The organism is Streptomyces populi, from assembly GCF_002911015.1.
In the GTDB taxonomy this organism is placed as follows: Bacteria; Actinomycetota; Actinomycetes; order Streptomycetales; family Streptomycetaceae; genus Streptomyces; species Streptomyces populi.
In genome coordinates this window covers 161,100-180,632 of sequence record NZ_KZ626845.1, presented here as the reverse complement: position 1 = coordinate 180,632, position 19,533 = coordinate 161,100, and the positions used below count along the sequence as shown (strand labels likewise).

Annotated in this window: 16 protein-coding genes; 1 reads left to right on the top strand and 15 read right to left on the bottom strand. The window is 72.9% G+C overall.

Translation table 11 applies throughout. The features are described 5' to 3' along the window. Positions 1-182: 182 nt before the first annotated feature. Positions 183-983 carry a phosphatase PAP2 family protein gene (locus tag CW362_RS05610; protein ID WP_420856859.1) on the top strand — a complete coding sequence of 267 codons (801 nt, stop codon included), beginning with the start codon at positions 183-185 and terminating at the stop codon, positions 981-983. A gap of 7 nt (positions 984-990) precedes the next feature. Here the strand turns inward: CW362_RS05610 and CW362_RS05605 are convergent, their stop codons facing one another. Genes CW362_RS05605 through CW362_RS05535 form a run of 15 tightly spaced genes read right to left on the bottom strand, consistent with a single transcriptional unit; the run spans position 991 to position 19,520 of the window. After that, entirely contained in the window at positions 991-2,316 is a 1,326-nt protein-coding gene (locus tag CW362_RS05605; RefSeq protein WP_103548219.1) for a glutamate-1-semialdehyde 2,1-aminomutase, read from the bottom strand. A 7-nt stretch (positions 2,317-2,323) separates the two neighbouring features. Beyond that, positions 2,324-2,875, bottom strand: coding sequence for a dTDP-4-dehydrorhamnose 3,5-epimerase (rfbC, locus tag CW362_RS05600; RefSeq protein WP_103548218.1), 552 nt, complete (start codon positions 2,873-2,875; stop codon positions 2,324-2,326). Further along, positions 2,872-4,104, bottom strand: coding sequence for a polysaccharide pyruvyl transferase family protein (locus CW362_RS05595; protein WP_103548217.1), 1,233 nt, complete (start codon positions 4,102-4,104; stop codon positions 2,872-2,874). Before CW362_RS05595 ends, rfbC begins: the two co-directional genes overlap by 4 nt. Next, entirely contained in the window at positions 4,101-5,048 is a 948-nt protein-coding gene (locus tag CW362_RS05590) for a glycosyltransferase family 2 protein (protein WP_103548216.1), read from the bottom strand. The genes CW362_RS05595 and CW362_RS05590 overlap by 4 nt, the downstream gene beginning before the upstream one ends. Next, positions 5,045-6,334: an MATE family efflux transporter gene (locus CW362_RS05585; RefSeq protein WP_103548239.1), complete on the bottom strand. Its 1,290-nt coding sequence runs from the start codon at positions 6,332-6,334 to the stop codon at positions 5,045-5,047. Before CW362_RS05585 ends, CW362_RS05590 begins: the two co-directional genes overlap by 4 nt. A gap of 5 nt (positions 6,335-6,339) precedes the next feature. Continuing rightward, positions 6,340-7,593 carry a DUF4910 domain-containing protein gene (locus tag CW362_RS05580; protein WP_103548215.1) on the bottom strand — a complete coding sequence of 418 codons (1,254 nt, stop codon included), beginning with the start codon at positions 7,591-7,593 and terminating at the stop codon, positions 6,340-6,342. A gap of 32 nt (positions 7,594-7,625) precedes the next feature. Then, positions 7,626-8,651, bottom strand: coding sequence for an NAD-dependent epimerase/dehydratase family protein (locus tag CW362_RS05575; RefSeq protein WP_103548214.1), 1,026 nt, complete (start codon positions 8,649-8,651; stop codon positions 7,626-7,628). 3 nt (positions 8,652-8,654) lie between these two features. Continuing rightward, positions 8,655-9,302 carry a PIG-L deacetylase family protein gene (locus CW362_RS05570; RefSeq protein WP_103548238.1) on the bottom strand — a complete coding sequence of 216 codons (648 nt, stop codon included), beginning with the start codon at positions 9,300-9,302 and terminating at the stop codon, positions 8,655-8,657. Then, complete coding sequence (locus tag CW362_RS05565; RefSeq protein WP_103548213.1) at positions 9,299-10,117, bottom strand: sugar phosphate nucleotidyltransferase; 819 nt, start codon at positions 10,115-10,117, stop codon at positions 9,299-9,301. The genes CW362_RS05570 and CW362_RS05565 overlap by 4 nt, the downstream gene beginning before the upstream one ends. Further along, positions 10,114-11,349: a class I SAM-dependent methyltransferase gene (locus CW362_RS05560; RefSeq protein ID WP_103548212.1), complete on the bottom strand. Its 1,236-nt coding sequence runs from the start codon at positions 11,347-11,349 to the stop codon at positions 10,114-10,116. The genes CW362_RS05565 and CW362_RS05560 overlap by 4 nt, the downstream gene beginning before the upstream one ends. Next, positions 11,349-12,617 (bottom strand): glycosyltransferase, encoded by a 1,269-nt coding sequence (locus CW362_RS05555; protein WP_103548211.1) that lies wholly within the window; start codon positions 12,615-12,617, stop codon positions 11,349-11,351. Before CW362_RS05555 ends, CW362_RS05560 begins: the two co-directional genes overlap by 1 nt. Positions 12,618-12,619: 2 nt before the next feature. Next, positions 12,620-13,855, bottom strand: coding sequence for a hypothetical protein (locus CW362_RS05550; protein WP_103548210.1), 1,236 nt, complete (start codon positions 13,853-13,855; stop codon positions 12,620-12,622). A gap of 1 nt (position 13,856) precedes the next feature. Next, the gene (locus tag CW362_RS05545; RefSeq protein WP_103548209.1) at positions 13,857-15,377 is read right to left on the bottom strand and encodes a right-handed parallel beta-helix repeat-containing protein; all 1,521 of its coding nucleotides are present in this window, start codon (positions 15,375-15,377) and stop codon (positions 13,857-13,859) included. 13 nt (positions 15,378-15,390) lie between these two features. Continuing rightward, entirely contained in the window at positions 15,391-17,340 is a 1,950-nt protein-coding gene (locus CW362_RS05540; RefSeq protein ID WP_103548208.1) for a heparinase II/III family protein, read from the bottom strand. After that, on the bottom strand, positions 17,337-19,520 hold the full coding sequence (locus tag CW362_RS05535; RefSeq protein ID WP_103548207.1) for a bi-domain-containing oxidoreductase: 2,184 nt from the start codon (positions 19,518-19,520) through the stop codon (positions 17,337-17,339). The genes CW362_RS05540 and CW362_RS05535 overlap by 4 nt, the downstream gene beginning before the upstream one ends. Between the last annotated feature and the right edge of the window lie 13 nt (positions 19,521-19,533).

Sequence of the window (19,533 nt, the reverse complement as noted above, 5' to 3'; positions counted from 1 at the left end):
GGAACAGGGGCCCGCGGACTTCTCGGCGGCGGCCTGCCGTGACCGCGTTGTTGGTTAGGGTGGCGGGCAGAGACTGATTCCGGTGCCCATGACCAGGGCGACGAACAGGCCGGCGAGTTCGGGGGCCGCACAGGCTGATGGCTCCCGCACGGGCCGAGTCGGGGACGACGGGGGGCTCGTCGGTGGGGAGTCGGCACGAGCAGAAGCCGAAGGGCGCGTCGGTCGGTGTGGTGGAACACCGTCCGCCGATCACGGGGGAGGACCACGGGTCGGCCGGACGCGGTGGTCGTGCGACGGGCCGGCCGGCACCCGCCGTACTGCCCCCGTCGCTGTGCCGCCGGCTCGGGACGGTCGCCGTCCTCGCCGCGCTGGTGGTCGTCGCGCTCGGGGTCCTGTACGCCGGTGACAGCGGGCCCGGCAGGGCGGACGCGCGGATCATGGCGACGGTGTACGGCGTGGGGCCGTCGTGGCGGCACGTCGCCCTGGCCCTGGACTTCCTGGGGGAACCCGTGGGATCGGCGGCGCTGGTCACGGCCGTCGTGGCGGGCTGCCTGCTGCTCCGGCGTCCTCGTACGGCCGTGCTCGTCGTCGCCGGCGCCGGCCTGACCGTGGGGACGTCGACGCTGCTCAAGTCCCTGGTGGGGCGCACCATCCACGGCGACAACCTGTCCTATCCGAGCGGGCACACCGCCTTCGCCACCACGCTCGCCCTCGTGGTGGCGCTGGCCGCGGCGGACCGGCCCGGCCTCGGCAGGACGGCCGGCACCTCCCTCGTGCTCACCGCGGTACTGGCCGCCGGTGCCGCCATGGGCTGGGCCGAGGTCGCCCTGGGCGCGCACTACCCGACCGACGTCCTCGGCGGCTGGTGCACCGCACTGGCGGTGGTCCCGGCGACCGCGTGGCTGGTCGACCGGGCGGCCGACCGCACGACGGACCGCACGGCCGGCCGGACGTCCGACACCGGCCGGCGGGAGCGTCGCTGACGTCTCGTCACGCCAGGCGGCGGAACACGGGCTTCACCGGCCGCCCGGCGAGCCAGGGGGTGGGGTCGGCGGCGTCGAGCGCCTTGCGGTACACCGCACATGCCTGGGCCACCACGTCGACGGTGTGATCGATGTCGGCCTCGTCGAGCGCGCTGCTCACCACGAACGACGGGGCCAGCACCCCGCCCGCGAGGAGCCGGCGCAGGAACAGGGTGCGGTACTCCTGCGACGGCCGCCCGTTCTCGTCGAGGGTGGCGAAGACCAGGTTGCTGGCCCGGCCCCGGACGACGACGTGGTCGCCGACGCCCGCGTCGGCCGCGGCCGCGCGGACACCGGCGGCGAGCCGCTCGCCGAGGGCGTGCAGCCGCGCGGTGACGCCCTCTTCGGTGTAGGTGGTGAGCACGGCCATCGCGGCCGCCAGCGAGTGCGTCTCGGCGCCGTGCGTGGTGGACAGCAGGAACACCCGGTCGCCGGAGTGGCGCAGCCCGCCCAGCTCCATCAGCTCGCGCCGCCCGGCCAGAGCGGAGACGGCGAATCCGTTGCCCAGCGCCTTGCCGAACGTGGAGAGGTCGGGGACGACGCCGTACAGGCCCTGGGCACCCGCCTCGGACCAGCGCAGGCCGGTGATCATCTCGTCGAAGACCAGGACGCAGCCGTGCCGGTCGGCCAGCTCGCGCAGGCCGGCGAGGTACCCGGGCGGCGGCTCGGTGTGGGTGGCGGGTTCGAGGACCAGACAGGCGATCTCGTCCTGGTGGCGGGTGAGCAGTTCCTCCGTGGCGGCCAGGTCCCCGTAGGGGAACGTCACGGTGAGGTCGTTGGTCTCCGCCGGAATGCCCGCGGACATCGGTGTGGTGCCGATGAACCAGTCGTCGACGGAGAAGAACGGGTGGTCGGCGCAGAGGGCCACCCGCGGGCGCCCGGTGGCGGCGCGGGCCAGGCGTACCGCGGCGGTGGTGGCGTCGGAGCCGTTCTTCGCGAACTTGACCATCTCGGCGGTCGGCACCGTGGCCAGGAAGCGTTCCGCGGCCTCCACCTCCACGATGGAGGGCCGGACGAAGTTGCTGCCGCGGCCGAGCTCGCGCCGCACCGCCTCGACCACGCGCGGGTGGGCGTGGCCGAGGCTGACCGAGCGCAGGCCGGATCCGTACTCGATGTAGCGGTTGCCGTCGACGTCCCACACGTGGGCACCGTTGCCGTGGCTGATGACCGGGGCCAGGTTGTCGGGGTACTGGTCGTCGCCCTTGGCGTAGGTGTGCGCGCCCCCGGGGACCAAGGCGTGCAGCCGCTCGTTGGCTGTCCGCGACAGGGGCAGGTGAAGCTCTTCGGTGTCCACGGGGACCTCAACTTTCTCTGTGCTTCAGGACCTCGGCGAGGCTCGGCGCCTCCCGGTCCCGTTGGGACATCGATACGGCCGGCAGCGGCCAGGGAACGGCGAGCTCCGGGTCGTCGAACGCGATCGTCACGTCCTCGGCGGGATCGTGCGGGCGGTCGATCCGATAGGAGGTGTCGGCGGTCTCGGTCAGGGCCTGGAAGCCGTGCGCGCACCCCGCGGGGATGTACAGGGTCACCTGCGTCTCGCCGGACAGTTCGAAGGAGGCCACGTTGCGGTACGTCGGCGAGTCCGCCCGCAGGTCGACGACGACGTCGAAGATCTTTCCGTACGAGCACCGCACGAGTTTGGCCTCGCCCGCGCCGGACCGCAGGTGCAGCCCGCGCAGCACGCCCCGGACCGAGCGGGACACGCTGTCCTGGACGAAGGCGTCCGGGTCGAGGCCCACCGAGCGGACCACGTCGGCGTCGAAGGTGCGGCAGAAGAAGCCGCGCTCGTCGGCGTACGGCGTCGGCTCGAACAGGTACGCGCCGGCGATCGTCGGGACTTCGGTCGCTCTCATGGGGTCTCCCGCGGTGCTGGGGCGTGGTCGGTCGCCGGGAACAGGGCCGCCGTCAGGGCGGTGAACTGGTGGTCGAGGGCCCGGACGGCGTCCTGGTTCCGCCGGGTGAGGATCCGCCGCAGTTCCGCCGCGTTCTCCTCCAGCTCCCGGAACTGTTCGAGCAGCCGGTCGGCGTCGACCTCGCGGGCCGGGTGGCAGTAGGCGTCCAGCCCCATCCGGGCCATGAGCGCGTCGCTCTTCGCGGCGTAGCTGAGCGCGAGCGTCGGCGTGCCGGCCTTCAGCGCGCAGATCAGGTTGTGGTAGCGGGTCGCCACCACACTGTCGGCGGCCGCCATCTCCTTCATCACGTCGGCCAGCGAGGCCGGTTCGGCGACGGTGACCAGCGGCGAGTCCACCGCGTCGAGGATCGCGGAGACCACCGTCGCGTCGACGTCGTCACCGGTGATCAGCCGGACCGGCCTGCCCTCCTCGGCCAGGGTCCGGACGAACCGGGTCGTGCCGTCGAGGTAGCGCCGGTGGATCTCCTCGGCCCGGGCACGGTCGTCGTCGCTGCCGTGGAAGGCCATGACACCGACGCAGACCGGGCCCGGCGGGTCCGAGGGGCCGCCCGCGGGCGGCGCCGGCAGGGAGAACGCGAGGTCCGGGTGGACCTCGTCGCGCGTGGTGTCCACGCCCATCGCCCGCATCGCGTCGCGGGACGGGGCGTCCCGGTACGACCGGTACGCGGCCAGCCGCGCCGACCAGCGCACCAGCGTCCGGGTGGCCCGGTTGCCGATCGGGGCGGCGCCGACACCGACCAGCGCGACCTTGGTGCCGGACAGCCGGCCGGAGGCGCAGAGCAGGAACAGCGCGTACGGGAAGCCCCAGGGCCGCAGCGGCAGCGTGGCCTCCAGGACCCCCATGCCCGGGACGATCACCACGTCGTGCCGGCGCACCCAGGAGGCGGTGCGGAGGACGTCGACGAGTTTGCCCAGGCCCTTCCCCGCGACCGCGCCGAGCCGTGACGCGGTCCGGTACTCCCCGCGGTACCAGTGCAGCCGCGTCGCGGGGATCCCGTACCGGGCCGTCACGGCCTCGGGTCCGCCGCACAGCGCGTCCACGGCCGCCTCCGGGTGCCGGTCCCGCAGGTATCCGAGCACGGCCTCGAGCGACCCGTCGTTGCCGAGGTTTCCGGAGCCGAGCAGCCCGAACACCCCGACCCGCGCCGCGGTCCCCTTCGCGGGCGTCATGTCCGCCTCCCCTCGCGGCCCGCGACCAGGGCGTCGACGGAGACGTCGAGCCGGTCCGGGTCGACCGGGGCGCGGTCCTCGACCCGCTCGCCGGCACCCGGCCGGACCCGGCTGGTCATCCACGAGGCCAGGTGCCGGAAGCACGCGCGCCGGTCGGCCGCGGACAGCGGCGCCCGCCGGATCGCCGACGCGAAGCCCCAGACGTACTCGGCGAGCAGCCGGGGCGTCGGGTGCAGCGGGCCCGCCCGGCGCGGGTCCAGGTTGACGCACCGGGCGCGCTTGGACGGGTTGGCCCGCTCGGCCCGGGTGGGGTGGTCGCGGCGGAAGTACAGCAGCTCCGGCACCTGGTGGAAGGGGCCGTGCAGGGTGATCTCGGCGACGTACGTGCGGTCCGCGTGGTGGTAGCTGTCCATCGGCTTCACCCGGCGCAGCATGTCGGCCCGGAACACCCCGTAGAAGTCGTCGCCACCGGGCTCGAACAGCAGGCTGCGGAAGCGCTCCGGGGCGTGCGGGGAATCGGTGGCGAGCCCGTACTCGTAGGGGACCTTCACCCGGCCGTCGCCGTCGATGACCGCCTGGCCGGTGTGCGCGAGGATCAGCTCCGGCCGCTCGTCCAGCGCCTCCACGCAGACGCGCAGCAGGTCCCGGCCGTACAGGTCGTCGTGCGAGGCCCACTTGAACAGTTCGCCGCGGGACTCGGCGAGCACGTGGTTGTGGTTCGGCGTGGCGCCGATGTTCCGGGACAGCCGCAGGTACCGGATGCGCGAGTCCTTCGCCGCGTACCGGCGGCAGATGTCCTCGGTCCCGTCGGTCGAGGCGTTGTCGGAGACGACCAGCTCGAAGTCCTCGTAGGTCTGGCCGAGCAGGGCGTCGAGCGACTCGGCCAGGTACTCCTCGCCGTTGTACACGGGCAGGCCGATGCTCAGCCTGGGTTGCGCGGTCATGACGTCCTCACTTCGCGGATCGGTTCTTGAGCGTGCTCGCGCAGGGCGGACCGCAGTTGCAGCCACCACACGGCCGAGCCGCTGACGGTCGCGGCGGCGACGCCCCAGGCCGAGCCGACCGCGCCGTCGGCGGCCGCGCCGCCGAGCCCTCCGCCGACGTAGCAGACGGAGGCGAACAACTGGCAGCGCAGGCTGCGCCGGGCCGCGCCGAGCGCGCGCAGTCCGGCCGCCGCGCCGGTGCCGAGGCCCGCGCCGGCGACGCCGAGGCTGATCGGCACGATGAGCTGGGAGGCGGAGTGCCAGACGTCGCCGAGCGCCATCTCGCCGAGCCGGCCGGGCATCAGCAGCAGCGCCGAGCCCCAGAGCAGCGCGCCGACGGCCTGCCCCCCGCCGAGGAGCAGGCAGAACTTGCCCAGTCGGTGCGGGGCCGCCCGGAGTACCCGTGCCGCCTCCGGGACGGTGACCAGCGAAAGCCCCATGAGCACGGCCAGGAACGGGCCGAGCAGCAACTCGGCGCCCCGTACCGCGCCCACCGCGCCGACCCCGACGATCACCCCGACCCCGTACGCCCGCAACTGGCTCGCGCCACTGAGGCTGACGTTCTCGACCAGGTACCGGTAGCCGAGATCGCGCTGCTCGCGCAGCCACCCGCGCGCCTCGGTCATCCGGGGCCGGATGCCGGACTGCACGCAGCCGTACCCCGCCGCCACCGTGGCGGACGCGCCCCAGGCGAGCACGAAGGCGGCCACGGTGCCGACGCGGGCGGCCACCACCATGGCCGGGACGAGCGCGACACCCCACACGACGTCGTTGAGGAACGCCTTGCGCCCGCTGCCCGCGGCGAAGAACGAGTACCGCCAGGCGTCCTGGAGCAGCAGCCCCGGCAGCAGGACGCCGAGGGCGGCGAACGCGGGCCCGACCCGGCCGCCGAGACCGAGCCCGGCCACCAGACACACCACGCCGAGGGCGGCGCCGACGCCGAGCGCGGTGCCCGTCGAGCGGCCCACCGCCCCGCGCCAGGCCGCGCCGGGCGGGCCGCTGAAGCGGACCGTGAGCGGATCGGTGGCCAGCCCGCGGGAGACGTTGAGCACCACGCCGTACGTCACCCAGGCGAGGCTGAACACACCGAACGCGGTCACCCCCAGCGAGCGGGCCACGTAGATGCCCACCGCGAAGTTGCTCACGCTGGAGGCCGCCTGGTCGGCCAGCCCCCAGGACAGCCGGCCGACGAGGGCCCGCTTGGCGGACCCGGCCGGTGCCCTCGTCTTCTCCCCCTCGGTGGTCATCGGCGTCACGCCTTGATCAGTTCGGCGTCGCGCAGGGCGTCGGCCGCGGCGGCGACGGTGTCGAACGGCAGCCCCGAGCGCTCGGCGACGTCCAGCAGCGTGTGCCCGCCGTCGGCGAGGCTGAGCACCCACAGCATGGCCATCTGCGCCTGCTTCGCGTCGCTGCGGCCGCCGAGCGAGTCGTACAGTCCGCGCCGGCCCAACTGCGGCTCGCCGTACGGGCTGAGGTTGACGTACCGCCGGTTGCGGTCCAGGACGGCGAACGCCTCGCGGCAGACGGCGAGCGTGTCCGCCATCGCCTCCGGGGAGACGAAGTCCGGGTCGTCCGCCGAGGTGTGGTACTCGGGGTAGCCCGCGTACGGGGTCCGGCTGAGCGAGCCCACGCCGAGATCGAACCCGGGGGAGCAGTACTGCCGCTCGTCGTAGCCGTACGGGGTGAACTTCCTGATCTCGTGCGGGCGTTCGGAGGCGGTCAGGACGTGCCGCAGCACCCGGTCGATCTCCGCGTCGCCGCGCCTGCTCTGCTTGTACGTCAGACTGCCCCGGTCGCCCGCGCAGGCCAGCACCAGCCCGTGCTTGACCTGGTCGATCCGCTCGGCGTTGCGGGCGAGCCAGGTGATCGCGCCGATGGTGCCGGGCGCGAAGACGAACCGGTAGGTGTAGTAGGGGTTCTGCTCCGTGAGGGCCCGTGCGAGGTACGTGGCCACCGCGACGCCGGCCAGGTTGTCGTTGGCCAGCGACGGGTGGCAGACGTGGCAGGAGACGATCACCTCGTCGGCGACCTGCCCCGGGACCACGTGCTCGGCGTAGGTGAGGTGGCCGTCGGCGAGCGTGGAGTCGACGCGCACCTCGTACTCGCCGTCCGGCATCGCGTCCAGGGTCTCCTGGGCCAGGCAGAACCCCCACTCCGGCTTGTAGTAACTGGTGCGGTACGGCACCCAGGACGGGTGGTCCGGCAGGGTGTGCAGGTGCCCGCGCAGCTCGGACAGCGGCATGGTCGCCGACACCGGCACGCTGTAGCCGAGCACGTGCAGGCTGGACGCGGCGAAGTCGACGACCCGCCTGCCCGTGCCGTCGGCTATGTAGGCGTCCCTGATGTTCCACTCCTGGGGCACCGTCCAGTCGAGGACCTGCGTCCCGGTCGGCACCTCGTGCACCGTGAGCGGGACGTACTCCCCGACGATGTCCAGAGTGGCCCGCACCCCGTCGCCGGTGATGCTCCGGCACAGCGGGTACATCCGCCGCACCAGCTCGTGCATCTCCTCGCCGACACCTCCTTTTGCACGCGTGGTCACCGGCGCCACCGCAGGGTGTCGTCGACGGCGCCGGCGTCGGAGGCGGCGCGCAGCACGGCGAGCCGGGTGAAGCGCTGCTCGAAGCTCTCCCGGGTCAGGCCGTGCTCGCGGTAGGCGTCGGCGAGTTCGAGCGCGCCGCGCTTGACCGTCCACTCGCAGTCGAAGCCGGGGATCGCCGCGCGGAACCGGGAGAAGTCCACCCGGTAGGACCGCGGATCGGCGCCGTTCTCCCCGGTGATCACCACCTTCGCGCCGGACACCGCCTCGGCGACCTGCTCGGCGATCTCGGCGACCGTGACGTTGTTGGTCTCGCTGCCGATGTTGAACGCCCGGTCGTGCACCGCCTCGCGCGGCGCGTCCAGCGCGGCCGTGAAGGCCCGCGCGATGTCGGCGGCGTGCACCAGCGGGCGCCAGGGGGTGCCGTCGGACAGGACGAGCACCTCGCCGGACAGCAGCGCGTGCCCCACCAGGTTGTTCAGCACGATGTCGGCGCGCAGCCGGGGCGAGAAGCCGAAGGCGGTGGCGTTGCGCATGTACACCGGGGTGAAGTCGTCGTCGGCCAGCTCGTGCAGGTCGTCCTCCACCCGCACCTTGGACTCCGCGTACGGCGTCACCGGCCGCAACGGCGCTTCCTCGGCGACCAGTTCGTCGCCGCCCGCGGCGCCGTAGACCGAGCACGTCGACGCGTACAGGAAGCGCCGCACCCCGGCGTCGCGGGCGAGCTTCGCCAGCTTCACGGAGGCGTGGTGGTTGATGTCGTAGGTGAGTTCGGGCGCCAGCGACCCCAGCGGGTCGTTGGACAGCGCGGCCAGGTGGATCACGGCGTCCACCCCGGCCACGTGCTCGGCCGTGACGTCACGCAGGTCGACCTTCGTCCCCGGCGGGTCGGCGGGCGTCGGGCCGAGCACGCAGTCGGCGAACAGGCCGGAGTCCAGCCCGACGACCTCGTGCCCGGCGGCCGTGAGGACCGGGGCCATGACGGTGCCCAGGTAGCCCTGGTGGCCGGTCAGCAGTACGCGCAAGGTTCATTCCCCCAGGTCGAGAGTCAGTTTGGTGACCGCGAACGCCTCGGCGTAGCGCGTGTTGCTTTCGATGCCGCGGATCCGGGCGAGCCCGAGGAAGGCCTCCCGGTCGTACCAGGGCCGGTGCTGCTGCGAGGGGTAGTGCTCCTGTAGCAGTCGCACCTTCTCCTCGGCGGTCTCCGGCGCCAGCGGCTGGTACGCCGACGGACGGCCGAGGTCGCCGTCCCACTTGACGATCTCGTAGCCGAGCACGAGGTGGTCGCGGAACGCGGTGGTCATGAGCTTCGCCAGGCCGCGGTGGTCCTGGTGCGCGTCGTCGGTGCGCGGGGCGAGCACGAGGTCCGGCTCCGTCCGCGCGCGCAGTTCCTCCACCGCGCCCTTGGCCTCGTCCCAGTGCGCGGGCAGCCGGCCGTCCGGCAGCTTGTGCACGGTCAGGTCGAGGTCGGCACCCGGGCAGAAGGCGGCGAGCGCGGCCCGCTCCTCCTGCTCCCGCTCGCCGCCACCGCCGGAGAGCACCAGCGCGTCGACGCGGACGCCCGGATGCGCGCGGCACAGCGCCAGCAGCGTGCCGCCCGCGCCGATGGCGATGTCGTCGCAGTGCGCGCCCACCGCGACGATCCCGTTCAGGCGCCCGGCCCCCAGCCGGATCACGCGGCGCCGGCCCGGCTCGCGGGCACCCGTGCCACGGTGCCGCCCTGCTCCCACACGGCCCACGGACGGTCGCCCCGGGTGTAGGCCTCGTCGAGCGCGGCCCGTTCCTTCACGGTGTCGGTCGGCTTCCAGAAGCCGCGGTGCTGGTGCGCCACCAGCCTTCCCTGCTTGGCCAGTTGGGCACAGCCGTCGGCCACCAGGTCCCCGTTCTCCGGTATGTGGTCGAAGACCTCCTGGCGGAGCACGAAGTAGCCGCCGTTCTCCCACAGCGGCATGTCGCTCACCGCGGTGATGCCGCCCACCAGCCCGTCCTCGCCCAGCTCCACGCAGTGGAAGGAGGACTGCGGCGGGACCACCATCATCGAGGCGCCCGCGTCGCGCCGGGCGAAGTTGTCGATCATCTCCGGCAGCGGGGCGTCGGTGAGCACGTCGGCGTAGTTGGCGAGGAACATCTCGTCGCCGTCCAGGTGGTGGCGCACCCGGCGCAGCCGCTCACCGATCGGCGACTCGATGCCGGTCTGGGCGAAGGTGATCGTCCAGTCGGCGATGTCGGTCGACAGCAGCTCGGTCCTCCCGCCCCGCAGCACGAAGTCGTTGGACGTCGTCTCCTCGTAGTTGAGGAAGAAGTCCTTGATGTGATGGGCCCCGTACCCGAGGCACAGGATGAACTCCTTGTGCCCGAAGTGCGCGTAGTAGCGCATGACGTGCCAGATCAGCGGGCGCGGGCCGACCATCGCCATCGGCTTGGGCACGTCGTCGGACGTGCCGTTGCGCATCCGCATCCCGTAACCGCCGCAGAACAGGACGACCTTCATCGCTTGACCTCGACAATGCTCAGTTCCGGAATGGGGAAGACGAGCCGGCCGCCCCAGTCGTGCACGAAGGACAGTTGCTCGGTCAGCTCGGTCCGCAGGTTCCACGGGAGGACGAGGACGTAGTCCGGCCTGTCGGCGGCGATCCGCTCGGGCGACAGGATCGGGATGCGGGTGCCCGGGGTGAACCTGCCGTGCTTGTAGGGGTTGCGGTCGACCGTGTACGCGAGCAGGTCGGGCCGGATGCCGCAGTGGTTGAGCAGGGTGTTGCCCTTGCCGGGGGCGCCGTAGCCGACGACCGTCTCGCCGCGCTCGGCCGCGTCGATGAGGAACCGCAGCAGGTCCCGGCGCACCTTGGCCACCCGGGCGGAGAACTCGGTGTACCCGGACAGCTCCTGGAGTCCGGCGGCCTTCTCCCGGTCGAGGACCTCGGCCACGCGGGCGGAGGGTTCCCCGGCCACCTCGGACGGGCGGGCCCACAGCCGGATCGAGCCGCCGTGCGTGGGCAGCAACTCGACGTCCACCAGGGAAAGTCCGCCGCTCGCAAGGGCTCGGATCGCGGACGCGACCGTGTAGTACTGGAAGTGCTCGTGGTAGATCGTGTCGTACTGGTTCTCCTCGATCAGGGTCAGCAGGTGCTGCACCTCGATGGAGACCCAGCCGTCGTCGGCGACCAGGGCGCGCAGCCCCTGGGTGAACCCGACCACGTCGGGGATGTGCGCGTACACGTTGTTGGCCACGACCAGGTCCGCCGGGCCGTGTTCGGCGCGGACGGCCGAGCCGGTGTCCGGGGACAGGAACGCGGTGAGCGTGGGCACGCCCGCGTCCCGCGCCGACGCGCCGACGTTCACCGAGGGCTCGATGCCGAGGCAGCGGATCCCGCGGTCCACCACGTGCTTCAGCAGGTACCCGTCGTTGCTCGCGACCTCGACGACGAAGGAGTCGCCGCCGAGATCCAGCCGCGCCGCCGCGCCGTCGACGAACGTCCGCGCGTGCTCCACCCAGGACGTCGAGAAGGAGGAGAAGTACGCGTACTCGCTGAACGTCTCCTCCGGCGTGATCAGCGGCGGGATCTGCGCGAGCCAGCAGTCGGTGCACACCCGCAGGTGGAGCGGGTACGCCGGCTCCGGTCGGTCCAGTTGGTCCGCGGCGAGAAAGCTCTCGCACGGCGGGGTCGCCCCCAGGTCGACCACGCTCGCCAGCGACGCCGCGCCGCAGAGTCGGCAACGTGCCATCAAAGTCCCCCATCCCGCTCGCCCGGGCGCACCCGCGACGAGCCCGTTCTTTCCCCTACCGGCGGCGGGCCGACCCCGTCGCCGGACCGTCCCGCGATCGCGGTGCGGTACCCCTCCACCAGGCGCTCCAGCCCGACGGCCGGGCTGAAGTCCCGCTCGTAACGGCGCCGGGCCGCCCGGCCCATCTCCCGGTTGCGGTCCGGATCGGCAGCGATCCGGCGCAGACAGGACGCGAGCGAGCCGGCATCGCCCGGCACGTGCCGCAGCCCGGTCACCCCGTCCTCGACGAGTTCCACGAAGGCCCCGTGACCGGCGGCGACGGCCGGGACCCCCGCCGCCATCGCCTCCACGACCACCAGGCCGAACGCCTCCAGCCAGGTCGACGGAGCCACCACGGCGACCGACCGCGCGACCGCCTTCCGGCACTCCGCCGTGTCGCACAGACCGGCGTAGCGCACGTCGTCCCGCCCCGCCGCCCAGGCGGTCACCTCCCGCTCCAGCGGCCCCGTTCCGGCGATCACGAGCGGCACGCCGATCCCGCCGCCGGAGGCGATCTCGTCCCACGCGGCCATGAGCAGCCGTACGCCCTTGGCCTCCGCAAGCCGGCCGAGATAGAGCAGGTGCTCGCCGTCGCCCTCCCGGACCACGCCGGGCTCGGGCACGAAGTTGTGCTTCACCGCCAGGCGTTCGGCCGGCATGCCGGCCCCCACCAGGACCTCGCGCTGCGCCGCGGAGATGCAGAAGAACCGCTCCACGCCGGACCACCAGCGCCGCCGGTTGACCGACAGGCTGACCGCCAGCGGCACCGTCGCCAGCCGGGAGCCGCGGTAGCAGCCGTGCCGGACGGCGGGCAGCGGCGTGGACCCGACGCACGCGGTGCACGGCCGCCCGTCCCGTTGCAGCGTGCCGGGCGGGCAGACCTGGGTGTAGTTGTGCAGCGTGGCGACGGCCGGCACGCCCGCGTCGGCGCAGGCGGCCAGGACCGCCGGCGACAGGAGCGGGAAGACGTTGTGGACGTGCACCACGTCCGGCCGTTCGGCGCGGAGCTTCGCGGCGAGCTCCTTGCGGACCGCGTGGTTCCACGGCACCCGCAACGGCAGCGCGGCCTTGGCGGGCAGGGACATGGCGGAGATGTCGTCGCTGCGCCGCTCGAACAGCTCGACCTGGTGGCCGGCCCCGCGCAGCAGTTCCACCTCCTGGTCGACGACCTTGTTCTCACCGCTCGGCTGTGCCGAGGCGTAGCGGTTGTGCACCACGAGGACGTGCATGCTCAGCCCACCTCCGTTCTCTGGGCCCAGCGCGGGACGCGCCGCCTCCGTGGGACATCGGGTGCTTGCGGGGGAGCGGCCGCGGCGGGCGTCGCCAGCAGTGAGGCGGCCACGGCCAGGTGCAGCAGGTACGGCGAGGCGTCGCCCAGTCCGGCCTCGGTGTACGACGCGATCGCGCAGTAGCTGATCAGGAAGATCGCGCAGGCCCTCGACAGCGACGGCGGACGCAGCAGGGCGACGCCGCCCAGCACGGTGATGAACGCCGCCACCAGACAGACGCCGATCATGCCCTGCTCGTTGTAGACGGCCAGCCAGCTGTTGTCGATCGGCAGCCCGTCGAACGACTTGTCGCCGAGACCGGCGCCGAACAGGTGCTCCGTGGTGCTCCGCGGCTCTGCCAGCAGGGCGTGCCAGACCTTGGCCCGGCCGGTGAGGCTGGAGAAGTTCTCCTGGCTCTGCCCGCGCAGGAACCACGTCTGCAGCGCGGAGGCGAACCCCACCGCGACCACCGCGACGATCGCCACCGCCCAGGTGAAGAACCGGCGGGCGGCGGCGCTGGTCAGCATGAGCGAGCCGATCGCCAGCGCCAGCCCGAGGAGCAGGCCGAGCGTGGCCGTGCGGGTGTGGGTCAGGGCGAGCAGGACGAGGGAGGGCACGATGACCACGGCCGCGCTGGTCCGGTCGGTCCGGCGGCCCAGGAGGAGCAGCACGGTCAGCCCGATGATCACCGCGGCGTACTGTCCGATCTGCGGCGGGGTGAGCGGCCACAGCGCGCCGACCAGACGCCCGCCGTAGAGGTCGGGCAAGGCCGCGCCCGGTGAGGCGACCAGGCCCGCGGCCACCGTCCCGAGCACGGCCAGGTACATCCGGATGTGGTGCCGGACGAATGTCGTCCCGCCGTCCCACCAGCGGCTGAGCAGCCACAGCGTGCCGACGAAGAGGGCCAGCCGGAAGCAGCGGAACAGCGCGCCGAACCCCGACTCCAGGTGCACGCTGGAGATCACGCTCGACACCAGCAGCAGGGTGAGCAGGAACACGTAGGAACTGGTCCGCACGCGCAGCCGGACGTTGACCACGAGCGCCAGTGCGAACGCGGTGACCAGCGCGCCCATGGTGACCATCTGGATGAGGGAGCGGGGCAGCGGCACGATGGTCTTCGCACCGGCGGAGCCGAGCGTGTTGAGGATCAGCAGTCCCCAGACCGTCCCGACGATCTTCGGTGTGCGGTCCGTGTTCATCTCAACCACCGTCCTGGGCGCGGAAGGTGCTGCCCGCGTCCTGCCGGTACGGCGTGCCCTGCCACTGCCCGGAGTCGAGTACCCGGCTCGGGTCGTGGGCGACGAACCTCCACGGTCCGACGTAGGTGTTGTCGTGCCAGCGGTTGTGCTGCTTGCCGGTGATCGCCTCGGCCACCCGGTCGCCCTGGTACGGCGACCAGTCCGGGTAGGTGCCGTAGTTGGCCAGCACCGCCATGCGGTCGCACTTCACGGTGCAGCCGACGACGGACTTGTCCAGCACGAAGCGGTTGTCGTGGATGTCCACCCGCTGGGTCCTCCACCGGCAGTCGTCGTAGAGCGGCGCGGTGGCGATCGCCGGCTGCGCGCAGCGCTTGGTGTTCTTCACCAGCAGCGTGCAGTCGCCGGACGAGGTGTTGGCCGGGCTGTTGCAGAACCGGTCGGCGTTCTCCCACAGGGTGATCCCGGACCAGTTGTCCTCCAGCAGGTTCCGGGCGATCTCGATCTTGTCGGTGCGGGCCCGGACCCGTGGTTCGCCGCCGGACTCGGACAGGTAGACGGTCGCGAACGGGAAGCTGTCGCCGCGGTCGGCGTACTTGCGGCCCTCGACCCAGTTGTTCCGCCGGATCGTGTTCCCGCGGACGACCGCGTTGTAGCTGGTCTCGTAGATCAGCGCGGCACCGTCGTTGGCCTCGAGCACGTTGTCCTCGATGAGGAAGTCGTTGTTGTCGGTGTCCGCCCAGAGCCCGGTTCCCCGGTTGTCGTGCACCCAGTTGCCGCGTACGTCGGCGCCGTCGACGGCCCAGAACTTGACGCCTCCGGTGCAGCCGCAGCCCTCCTGCTTCCGCTCCCAGTCGTCGGTGTTGTTGCCCGTGATCTCGTTGCCCTCGAGCACCAGGCCGCTGATGGGACCGTTGCCCTTGTACGCGTTCATGCCGTACTGCCCGTTGTCGCGCAGACAACTGGCGCGGACCTGCTGACGGGCACCGGCCATCAGCCCGGCGCCGGAGTTGTCCTGGATCGTCGTGTGCTCGATCACCCAGCCGTCGGCCGAGTCGTGGTTGACCACGCCCTCGTTCTGCGGGGCGACGAAACCCCGCACGGTCAGGTAGCGGATGGTGACGCCGGGGGCGTTGCCGGAGAACGCGTACTGGTTGGTCCTCCGGCCGTCGAGCACCGCGCCCGGCGCGCCGAGGTAGACGTCCCCCTTCTTGGGGACGACCTGGGCGTAGCGGTCCTTGTCGAGCCGGTGCCTGCCCGGCCGGAGCCAGAACGTGGTGTTCGGGGGACGGCTCTTGGTCTTCGCGGCCAGGTCACCGGGCTTGGCGGGGTCGACCGTCACCGCGCCCGCCGGTGCCTTCGCCGGCCCGGACGCGGGCTCGGCGCACACCCGGGCCACGGTCGTGGCCGGCCCGGCGGTCGGCTTCAGCCGCGTGCTCGGCGCGCTGTCGCAGCCGGTCGCCATCGGCAGGACCAGCGCCAGCAGTGCCGCCGGCAGCGCCCAGTGCCGCCCCTTGATCCCCAAGCGTCCTTCCCCCCTAGCCCCGGAACCCGAGTACGGTCGTGAACTCCCGCGTGCCCTCGGCGAAGCCGGTGCCGACCAGCGTCGTGGCGGGTTCCTTGCGCCCGAAGCCGGCGGAGTACCAGCCCAGCGGCGGCTCGCTCTCGCCGCGGTGCGCCCGCCAGTCCAGCTCCCCGGGCAGGTCGAGCACCGCGGAGCGGTCCTCGCCGTCCCGGGTCCAGGTGAGCCGCGCCCGGTTCCCCTCCAGGTCCGCGGTGACCGCCGGGCCGAGGTGGAACGCGAGGCGCACCGCCCGGCGCGGGCCGCGCACCTCGTCGACCAGCTTCAACTCCCGGCTCGTGGAAGTCAGTTCCACCCAGCGGCGGTGCACGGAGTGCTCGTAGCCGTCGTGCTCGGCGCACCAGCGGGCCACTCCCTCGCCGGACGTGTCCGCGACCAGGACGCGGCTGCCGGCGTGCCGGGTCCACAGGAACGGGCCGCCGGAGCCGGACTGGTCGGTGCCGTCCAGCTCCAGGGTGTTGTGGCCGAGGGTGGAGCGGAAGTACTGCCGCCACTCGGGCTGCCCGTGGTAGCAGTACGTCCCCGGATCGGCGAGCACGTCGACCCCGTCGTGCCGTACCTCCACGGACAGCGCGTCCGCGTGGGCGTGCGCGGCGATGGACAGGAATCCGTGCGGACCGCCGTCGCAGCGGACCCAGATCTCCTCCGGACCGCGCAGGATCGTCATGCCCGCGTCGGCGAAATGGGCCGGCCGGGCCGCCGGGCGGGTCACGCTCCCGTCCTTCGCGTACGGCCGGACGAGCGCGGCCAGCAGCGAGGTGCGCACATCGGTGCCGGTCACCTCCGGCCACCAGCCGAGCCGGCCGAACACGGCCTCCCCGGTGGCCAGCAGCGAGCCCCAGCGGTCGGTGCCCGCGCCGTCCACGACCAGACCGTGTCCGTCGTCCGCGTCGCCCTGGCGCGGCGGCCGCAGCCGGTTGTCCACGACGGCCGCGAGCGCGTCCGTCATCCGCAGCAGCACCAGCCGGACCGTCGCGGGGACCTGTACGCCCGCGGCGTCCGCCTCGGCCAGCGCGGCCAGGCCCAGCTCCAGCACCAGCCCGTGGTACTCGGTGGCCAGCTCCCGGTTGAGGCCGGAGCCGAAGGTGTTGGCCCGCAGGTTCCGCTCCAGCGAACGCAGCGCGTCGGCCCGCCAGCGCGCCGAGGAGGGGAACCATCCGAACGCGCAGGACGCGGCCAACTGCCCGGCGGCCTCGGCGATGACGTGGTTGTTCGCCGAGGAGCCCCGGCTGGGGAAGGCGGCCAGCCAGCGCTGGTGGTGCCAGATCTGCTCGCGCGCCTCCGGATTGTCCTCGAACAGCGCGGCCGCGCCCGGCCAGCCGTCGAGCAGCCGGCGGATCCACACCCAGGACAGCAGCCGGATCCCCAGCTCGATGCCGCTGGTCCACTGCACCCCGCGCAGCGGCGTGTTGACCGCCCACCACGACCGCAGGTGCGTGGCCACCCGTTCCGCGTACCGCTCGTCCCCGGTGACCGCGTAGGCGGCGGCGAGCACGGTGAGGTACTGGTGCCGGGACGGCTCCCAGATCTGCTTGATGTCCCCGACCGCCTCCTCGTCGCGGTACGGCACGTCGAAGGCGTACACCAGCGGAGCCCGGCGCCAGGTCTTCGGGTCCAACGACCAGTCAGGGGCGGCCATGTCGTGGCGCTCCACCCCGAAGAACTCGGCGTGCCCGTCCATCAGCCGGTCCGCCTCGGCGACGAGACGCTTCACGGCGTCCGGCGGCACCGCGTCGACCGTCCCCGCGGGCAGCACCGCGGTGAACCGGGCGCCGCGCACGCTCGGGCAGACCGGCTGCGCCGACCGCCAGCGCCGCCTGCGCACCGTGTCACCCACCCGGCCGCCGACCTCCCGCGGCCCCATCCGGGACAGCCGCCGCAGGTACCACCCCGCGCTCATGGTCATCGGGCGTCCGCCAGCGTCACGGGCGCGCCGCCGGCCAGGCCGGCCTGCACGGCGAGGGTGGCCGCCGTCGTGGCCACCAGCGACTCCAGCGGCACCGGCATCGGACCGCCGGTCCGGACGGCCCTGACGAACGCGGCCAGTTCGGCGGACTGGCCCTTGTCCCGGGCCTTGGGCAGCCGCGAACTGACCCACTTCTTGTGGCCGTACACCGAGGCACGGACGAAGTCGTCGAGCCGCAGCACCTTGCCGTCCGCGACCAGGTCCAGCGTCTCCTTGGGGAAGCCGGACGCGCCGGTGGTGACGTAGCTGATGGTGGCGGTGGATCCGTCCGGGTAGCGCAGCACGACCTGCAGGTCCTCGTTGCCGGACGGGGCGACCGCGTACACCGAGACCGGATCGGCGTCGAGCAGCCAGCTCGCGGTGTCGATGAAGTGCCCGCCCTCGCCGGCGAACCGCGATCCCTCGGTGCCCTGCTGGAGGTACCAGCTGCCGTGGTCGAGGCGGCCCGCGTTGACCAGGTAGCGCAGGCTCGCCGGGCCGGTCCTGGCGCCGAACCGCTGCCTGGCCTCCTGCAACAGTGGCGCGAACCGGCGGTTGAAGCCCACCTGCAACCGGTCGTTGCCGGACTCCTCCACCGCGGCGAGCACACCGGCCAGTTCGTCCTCGGTGAGCGCCAGCGGCTTCTCCACGAAGACCGCCTTGCCCGCCAGCAGCGCCTTGCGGGTCAGCTCGGCGTGCGAACTGTGCCGGGTGACCACGAACACCGCGTCGACGGACTTGTCCCCGAGCACGGCGTCCAGGTCGGTGGTCGCCTCGGCGAAGCCGAACTTCCGCTGCGCGTTGGCCGCGGACAGCGCCGTCGTGGTGACGACCGTCGACAGCTCGACACCGTCGCGCTGGGTCAGGTGCGGCAGCAGCATCGACGTCGCGTAGTTGCCCGCGCCGACGAACGCGAGGCGCACCGGCGTCCTGACGGGCCGGACCGGGGCGGACCCCCCGGCCGCGGTCCGCTTCACCGCGGGCACGGTCACCGCGGGGGCCTCGGCCTCCACCGCCTGCTCGGGGTACCGGAACAGCACGGCCACGGCCTTCAGTTCGCCGTCCTTCAGGCTCCGGTACGTCTCGACGGCGTCGTCGAAGCCGGCGATGTGGGAGATCAGCGGCTCCACGTCGACCTTGCCGCGGGCGACCAGGTCGAGGAAGCACGCCAGGTTGCGGCGCTCGGTCCAGCGCACGTAGCCGATCGGGTAGTCCCGGCCCTCCAGCTCGTACGCCGGGTCGTAGCGCCCGGGTCCGTAGCTGCGGGAGAACCGGACGTCGAGCTCCTTCTCGTAGTACGCGTTCCACGGCAGGTCGAGGCGGCACTTGCCGATGTCGACGACCCGGCCGCGGTCCCGGCAGAGCCGTGCCGCCAGCTCGACGGGCTGGTTGCTGCCGCCGCCGGCGGCCAGGTACACCTGGTCCACGCCGTGGCCGTCGGTGAGTTCGGCGACGGAGTTCTCCACGGCCGCGGAGGAGGGGTCGCCGCAGGCCGTCGCGCCCAGGCTCTCGGCGAGCTCGCAGCGCGCCGGGTCGGGGTCGACGCCGACGACCCGGACCCCCGAGGCGGTCAGCAGCTGCACCACCAGTTGTCCGATCAGCCCGAGGCCGATGACCAGCGCCACCTCGCCGAGCCGCGACTCGCCCTGGCGGACGCCCTGCATCGCGATCGACCCGACGGTGCCGAAGGCCGCGTGCCGCGGCGCGAGACCGTCCGGCACCGGGGCGTAGAGGTTCTTCGGCACCCAGTTCAGCTCGGCGTGCAGCGCGTGCTCGTTGCCGGCGCAGGCCACCAGGTCGCCGACCTTCACGTCGTCGATCCCGGCGCCGACCTGCTCGACCACCCCGCACAGCGAGTAGCCCAGCGGTGTGTAGGAGTCCAGCTTGCCCATCACCTTGCGGTAGGTGGCGGGCACCCCGTTGGTGGCCACGCTCTGCACGACCTTGGCCACCTGGTCCGGCCGGGAGCGGGCCTTGCCCAGCATCGACATGCCGGCCTCGGACACCTTCATGAGCTCGGTGCCGGTGGAGATCAGCGAGAAGGCGGTCCGCACCAGCACACCGCCGGGCTTGCACCCGGGGACCGGCACGTCGAGCAGCGCCAGCTCGCCGCTCTTGTAGTTCTGTACGACCTGTTTCACCGAAGTCCTCTTG